7 protein-coding genes are annotated in these 6,481 nt (G+C 68.1%); 6 read left to right on the plus strand and 1 reads right to left on the minus strand.

Annotation, left to right across the window (positions count from 1 at the left end):
• Positions 1-248, plus strand: a 248-nt coding sequence (locus tag FV228_RS33765) for a hypothetical protein (RefSeq protein ID WP_210247807.1), incomplete at its 5' end; no start/stop codon positions are given.
• A 27-nt stretch (positions 249-275) separates the two neighbouring features.
• Here the strand turns inward: FV228_RS33765 and FV228_RS17560 are convergent.
• Positions 276-1,145: a trypsin-like peptidase domain-containing protein gene (locus tag FV228_RS17560; protein ID WP_147855807.1), complete on the minus strand. Its 870-nt coding sequence runs from the start codon at positions 1,143-1,145 to the stop codon at positions 276-278.
• A 382-nt stretch (positions 1,146-1,527) separates the two neighbouring features.
• Here FV228_RS17560 and FV228_RS17565 point away from each other — a divergent pair, with 382 nt between their 5' ends.
• The 5 genes from FV228_RS17565 to FV228_RS17585 all read left to right on the plus strand — a co-directional run.
• The gene (locus tag FV228_RS17565; RefSeq protein ID WP_147855808.1) at positions 1,528-3,411 is read left to right on the plus strand and encodes a methanol/ethanol family PQQ-dependent dehydrogenase; all 1,884 of its coding nucleotides are present in this window, start codon (positions 1,528-1,530) and stop codon (positions 3,409-3,411) included.
• A gap of 127 nt (positions 3,412-3,538) precedes the next feature.
• Positions 3,539-4,438 carry a methanol oxidation system protein MoxJ gene (gene moxJ, locus FV228_RS17570; protein ID WP_147855809.1) on the plus strand — a complete coding sequence of 300 codons (900 nt, stop codon included), beginning with the start codon at positions 3,539-3,541 and terminating at the stop codon, positions 4,436-4,438.
• 89 nt (positions 4,439-4,527) lie between these two features.
• Complete coding sequence (gene moxG / locus FV228_RS17575; protein ID WP_147855811.1) at positions 4,528-5,094, plus strand: cytochrome c(L), periplasmic; 567 nt, start codon at positions 4,528-4,530, stop codon at positions 5,092-5,094.
• Positions 5,095-5,180: 86 nt separating this feature from the next.
• Complete coding sequence (locus tag FV228_RS17580) at positions 5,181-5,477, plus strand: methanol dehydrogenase [cytochrome c] subunit (protein WP_187277794.1); 297 nt, start codon at positions 5,181-5,183, stop codon at positions 5,475-5,477.
• Positions 5,478-5,636: 159 nt separating this feature from the next.
• Positions 5,637-6,481: MoxR family ATPase (locus FV228_RS17585; protein WP_147855810.1), on the plus strand; the 845-nt coding region annotated here is incomplete at its 3' end.

The raw sequence follows: 6,481 nt of genomic DNA on the forward strand, positions 1-6,481 counted from the left end.
GGGACGGACTGCGCGGCGGCGTCGCAGCGCGGATCGATCGCCGGCCCCGCGCCGTTTTCCGCCGGTCTCGACCCGCCCGGACGCCGCAAGCCAGCCTCATGAAGCGCCTCATCCTCATCGGCATCTTCGTCGCCCTGTTCGCCGGGATCATCGCGATCGCCGGCCGCTGGTCGATGGTCACGCCCGTCAATCCCGCGGTGGCGCCCGACACCTCCGCGACCCCGAACCCCACCGGGCAGCGCAAATGACGGGGCGCTGACGCCGCGGCGGCGCCCTCACCGGCGTCCGCCCGCCTCCGCGCGACCGCGGAGGGCGGCCAGAAGTCCGCCTTCGAACAGCAGCGCGGAGCCGTAGTGGAACTCGATGTCGAACCGGCTGCGGGAATTCATCGCCAGGGATGCGCTCTGCAAGGCGACGAGCCTGCCCGCCTCGTCGAACAGGCCTGAGCCCGATCCGCCGTAGCCGTCGTTGCAATCGTGGCGCGCGCGCCGGATCGCATCCTCGCTCGGCGGGTCGATCCGGCGGATCGCGCATCGCTCGAGGCTGCTCGGGCCCCGATAATTGCCGTGGCCGGCCGGGGACACCATGGTCACCGGCAGGGCGATGTCCCCGATCGGCAGATCCGGCGGATCCGGCAGCGGCTGCGGGACGGCCTCGGCCGGGCGGGTCAGGTGCAGGATCGCCCAATCGTCGGTGATGTGCAGGCCGTCCGCCCCGGGGGCGGTTCCCAGCACCAGGCTGTCGGGCTCGAAATCGTAGTTGCGGCCGCCGATCTGGAAGTAGCAATCCGCCACCGAGCGCGTGACCGCGAGGCGGCGGTCGCGGAAATTGTGGGCGTTCAACACCACGGTCGATGGATCCGCGATCAGCCAGGCCGCCGCGGCTTTTTGCGGCACCCCGTCGCGGCTGCGGCACCACAGGATGCCGGCCCCCCTGAAACGGTCGAAATCGGCCCCGGTGAGGTCGCGGCGCCCGTCATGCGGGTAGAGGGCGGCCATCCGGCGGGGCGGGCCGGCCCGGTCCTCCGATGGGGCTTTGTGCCGGTCTTCCGCCCGGGCCGCACCGGCGAACGCCAGCAGGGCCGCGAGCAGCCGGATCCCGAGGCGGCCCGGAGCCGGGCGGACGGCTTCGCCGACGACCGGCATTTCCGCAGCAAAGCGCGCTCTGGACCGTATCGAGCCCATTCGTCGGCCCCGAAGACTGGAGGCCGAGGGTGAGCCCGGCCGGGAGCATTGTTGTGGGCAGGCACCGGGGGGCGGTCAAGCGGGCCGAGCGTATTACGCCCCTTCCCGGCGGCGTTGCCAAATTATCCCGACAACAAATGTCAGCTTGCCTGAAGACATCATCGGGCATTGGCGCATAAAACTGAAAGGTGACAAGATCTTAATAAGCAGATCATAAAGGTCGAATGTCTCTAAGTCGCAAATAAAGCTGACTATCGATGCGACCGACCGCGATCGATCTTGCACTGCAACAATCAATAGCCGCGCAGCCTGACGGCGAGGCGGCCTGGCGAGGAGATGCATCATGAGAAGGCTAGCGAGTTCCGTCTCGGCCCTGGCGATCCTGGCACTGGCGCCGGTCGGCCTTACGGGCGCGGCTTTCGCCAACGACAAGCTCATCGAGCAGTCGAAAAGCGGCGACAACTGGGTGATGCCCGGTAAGAACTACGACTCCGACAATTACAGCGACCTGACGCAGATCAACAAGACCAACGTCAAGCAGCTGAAGCCGGCCTGGACCTTCTCGACCGGCCTGCTCAACGGTCACGAGGGGGCGCCCCTGGTGGTCGACGGGAAGATGTACGTCCACACCTCGTTCCCGAACAACACCTTCGCGCTCGACCTCGACGATCCGGGCAAGATCCTGTGGCAGGACAAGCCGAAGCAGAACCCGGCCGCCCGGTCGGTCGCCTGCTGCGATCTCGTCAACCGCGGGCTGGCCTACTGGCCGGGCGACGGCAAGACGCCGGCGCTGATCCTGAAGACCCTGCTCGACGGCAACGTCATGGCGCTGAACGCGCAGACCGGCGAGACCGTCTGGAAGGTCGAGAACTCCGACATCAAGGTCGGCTCGACGCTGACGATCGCCCCCTACGTGGTGAAGGACAAGGTGATCATCGGCTCCTCGGGCGCCGAGCTCGGCGTGCGCGGCTACCTCACGGCCTACGACGTGAAGACCGGTGCCCAGGTCTGGCGGGCCTACGCGACCGGCCCGGACGAGGACCTGCTGCTCGCCAAGGACTTCAACATCAAGAACGCCCATTACGGCCAGAAGGGCCTGGGCACCTCCACCTGGGAGGGCGACGCCTGGAAGATCGGCGGCGGCACCAACTGGGGCTGGTACGCCTACGATCCGGGCACGAACATGATCTACTTCGGCACCGGCAACCCGGCGCCCTGGAACGAGACCATGCGTCCGGGCGACAACAAGTGGACGATGACGATCTTCGGCCGGGACGTCGACACCGGCGAGGCGCATTTCGGCTACCAGAAGACGCCCCACGACGAGTGGGACTATGCCGGCGTCAACGTGATGATGCTGTCCGAGCAGAAGGACAAGGACGGGAAGATGAGGAAGCTCCTCACCCACCCGGACCGCAACGGCATCGTCTACACCCTCGACCGCACGGACGGCTCGCTGGTCACGGCCAACAAGATCGACGACACCGTCAACGTGTTCAAGTCGGTGGACCTGAAGTCCGGCACGCCGGTGCGCGACCCGGAATACGGCACCCGGATGGATCACCTCGCCAAGGACATCTGTCCCTCCGCGATGGGCTACCACAACCAGGGGCACGATTCCTACGATCCGAAGCGCCAAGCCTTCTACATGGGCATCAACCACATCTGCATGGATTGGGAGCCCTTCATGCTGCCCTACCGGGCAGGCCAGTTCTTCGTCGGCGCGACGCTGAACATGTATCCGGGCCCGAAGGGTGACCGGCAGAACTACGAAGGTCTCGGCCAGATCAAGAGCTACAACGCGATCACGGGCAAGTTCAACTGGGAGAAGATGGAGCGCTTCGCGGTCTGGGGCGGCACCACCGCCACCGCCGGAAACCTCGTCCTGTACGGGACGCTCGACGGCTTCATCAAGGCCCGCGACTCCGACAACGGCGACCTGCTCTGGAAGTTCAAGCTGCCGTCCGGGGCGATCGGCTATCCGATCACCTACACCCACAAGGGTACCCAGTACGTCGCCATCTACTACGGCGTCGGCGGCTGGCCGGGCGTAGGCCTGGTGTTCGACCTGCAGGATCCGACCGCCGGCCTCGGCGCGGTCGGCGCCTTCAAGAAGCTCGCCAACTACACCCAGATGGGTGGCGGCGTGGTGGTGTTCTCGCTGGACGGCAAGGGCCCGTACGACGACCCGAACGTCGGCGAGTACGCGCAGCACGCTGCAAAGTAAGCCGCGCCTGATCCGCGCGTCATAGCGCCCGACCGCTCCGCCGCCCCGCTCGGGCGGCGGAGCCCCGGCTCGGCGGACCCGGCCCACGGGGCGCCCCCCGACAAGGCTCATTGAGGGAAACGATACCATGCCGCTCCTCGGCGGACTCCTTCGCGCGGCGACCTGCGCCGCAGCTCTGCTCGCCCTGGCGATCCCGGCCCAGAACGCCCGGGCTCAGGAATCCGAGGCCCAGGCCATCCAGTCCGCGCCCGGCAAGGCCGCGCCCAAACCCGACCCGTCCATCCTGCGGATCTGCGCCTCCGAGAAACAGCCGCCGCTGTCCATGCGGGACGGCTCCGGGCTCGAGAACCGGGTCGCGGCCGCGGTGGCGGAGGCGATGGGGCGCAAGCCGGTGTTCGTCTGGCTCGACAAGCCGGCGATCTACCTGGTGCGCGACGGCCTGGAGAAGCGGACCTGCGACGTGGTGGTCGGGCTCGACAGCGACGACTCGCGGGTGCTGGCGACCAAGCCCTATTACCGCAGCGGGTACGTCTTCATCACCCGCGCCGACAAGGACCTCGACGTGAAGTCGTGGTCGGACCCGCGCCTCAAGACGGTCGACCACATGGTCGTCCCGCTGGGCTCGCCGGGCGAGGCGATGCTGAAGGATATCGGCCGCTACGAGGAGGACATGGCCTACCTCTACTCGCTGGTCGGCTTCCGGGCGCCGCGCAACCAGTACACGCAGATCGATCCGGCCCGGATCGTCAGCGAGGTCGCCAACGACAAGGCGGATGTGGGTGTCGCCTTCGCCCCCGACGTGGCCCGCTACGTCAAGGACTCGACCGTGCCCCTGCGCATGACCCTCGTGCCCAACGACACGGTGAGCAGCGACGGCCGCAAGATGCCGCAGAGCTTCGACCAGTCCATGGGCGTGCGCCGGGACGACACGGCCCTGCGCGACGCCCTCGACGCCGCCATCGTCAAGGCCAAGCCCCGGATCGACGCGATCCTGAAGCAGGACGGCGTGCCGGTGGCCACCAACTGACCCTCGCCGCGCGGCCGGCGAGCGAGGGCCGCGCGATCCAGTCCCCGTGAAGCGAATGTGAGATGACGAAGACTGCACGTATCCGGTTGATGATCCTGGCCGGCGCCGCCTCGGCGCTCTGTGCGGCCGCCGTGATGGCCCAGCCGCAATCCGGGCCGCAATCCGGCCTGATCTTCCGCAACACCATCACCGGGGAGCCGCTGGACCTCGCCGAGGGCAAGCCCGGCGGGCGCGACACCCAGGCGGTCCAGACCTTCTTCCAGAACGGCAAGAACATCTACATCGACGACAAGGCGTGCCTGCGCAACGGCGAGAGCCTGTACCTCACCTCCTGCTCCGGCTGCCACGGCCATCTCGCCGAGGGCAAGGTCGGGCCCGGCCTCAACGACAATTACTGGACCTATCCGGCCAACACCGAAGATACCGGCCTGTTCGCCACGATCTGGGGCGGCGCCAACGGCATGATGGGCCCGCACAACGAAGATCTGAACCCCGACGAGGCGCTGCAGGTCATCGCCTGGATCCGGCATCTCTATACCGGCCCGGTCCAGGATGCCGCCTGGCTAACCGACGAGCAGAAGAAACACTACACGCCTTTCAAGGAAGGCGAGACTTTCGCCAAGGACGCCCCCGGCCAGTGCAAGCCGCTGGAGTGAGCGTCCGCGCGGAGCAGCGCCCGGCCGAGCCGGCGCCAAAGAACGGCCCGTCGGGCCGCCCTGGGAGCGAACGCAAGGAGTCGACGATGCGCAACAAAGTCATGATCACCGCCGCGATGGTGGCCGCGGGGGCGCTCAGTGCCCTGCCGGCGCTGGCCTATGACGGGCAGACCTGCAAGGCGCCGGGCAATTGCTGGGAGCCGAAGCCCGGCTTTCCCGAGAAGGTCGCGGGATCGAAGTACGACCCGAAGCACGACCCGAAGGAGGTCGGCAAGCAGGCGGAGTCCGTCAAGCTGATGGAAGAGCGCAACCGTAAGCGCATCGAAAACGCCAAGAAGACCGGCAAGTTCGAATACGACGTCAGCAAGATCTCGGCGAACTAAGACGGAGTTCGGGGCCAGGTCTTTCTGACTTGGCCCCGGAGACACCCGGGCTCCGCCCCGGACCCGTGAAAGGTCCCCGACCTTTTGAAACCCTGACGTTTTCGACTTCTCCGGCCGGTCTCTCCCCGAGGCCGGCCGCCTTGTCCCGGAACCAGCGCGATGAACACGCTCCATCCCGGCGACGCGACGCTCACCGATTGGCGGGCCTCGGCCGCCCGCTTCGAGGCGGAGGTCGCCAAGGCGGTGGTCGGCCAGGCGCGGGTCATCCGCCTCGTCACCACGGCGATCTTCGCCCGCGGCCACGTCATGCTGGAGGGCGATGTCGGCGTCGGCAAGACCACCCTGCTGCGGGCCGTCGCCCGGGCCCTGGGGGGCGCCTACGAGCGCGTCGAGGGCACGGTCGACATGATGCCGACCGACCTGATCTATCACACCTACCTCGCCGAGGACGGCCGCCCCCGGGTCGAGCCGGGGCCCGTGCTGCGGCAGGCCGAAGACCTGGCGGTGTTCTTCTTCAACGAGATCAACCGGGCGCGCCCGCAGGTCCATGCCCTGCTCCTGCGGATCATGGCGGAGCGCAGCGTCTCGGCCTTCGCCCGGGAGTACCGGTTCCCCAATCTCCAGGTCTTCGCCGACCGCAACCGGGTCGAGCGCGAGGAGACCTTCGAGCTGCCCGCCGCCGCCCGCGACCGCTTCCTGATGGAGATCGGGATGGACGCGCCCCGCGACGCTGAGGCAAGGCGCGCGCTGGTGTTCGATCCGCGCTTCCACGACACCGACCGGCTGATCGGCGAGGTGGCCGAGGGCGTGCTCGACCAGGCCCGCCTCGGCGCCATCGCCAGCGCGATCCAGGTGGCGATCCAGGCCTCCCCGGAGATCGAGACCTACGTGGTCGGGCTCTGGGACGCGCTCGTGCGCCCGGCCGAGGCCGGGATCCGGCTGTCCGGGATCGACATGACGCGCCTGGTCCAGGGCGGGGCCTCGCCGCGCGGGCTCGCCTTCCT

Origin of the sequence: Methylobacterium sp. WL18 (assembly GCF_008040015.1) — a bacterium.
In the GTDB taxonomy this organism is placed as follows: domain Bacteria; phylum Pseudomonadota; class Alphaproteobacteria; order Rhizobiales; family Beijerinckiaceae; genus Methylobacterium; species Methylobacterium mesophilicum.

Bases quoted from the DNA above. Each gene is read 5' to 3' on its own strand.
- FV228_RS17580 (WP_187277794.1), top strand. From the start codon at position 5,181: ATGCGCAACAAAGTCATGATCACCGCCGCGATGGTGGCCGCGGGGGCG.
- moxG (WP_147855811.1), top strand. From the start codon at position 4,528: ATGATCCTGGCCGGCGCCGCCTCGGCGCTCTGTGCGGCCGCCGTGATG.
- FV228_RS17560 (WP_147855807.1), bottom strand. From the start codon at position 1,145: ATGCCGGTCGTCGGCGAAGCCGTCCGCCCGGCTCCGGGCCGCCTCGGG.
- FV228_RS17565 (WP_147855808.1), top strand. From the start codon at position 1,528: ATGAGAAGGCTAGCGAGTTCCGTCTCGGCCCTGGCGATCCTGGCACTG.
- moxJ (WP_147855809.1), top strand. From the start codon at position 3,539: ATGCCGCTCCTCGGCGGACTCCTTCGCGCGGCGACCTGCGCCGCAGCT.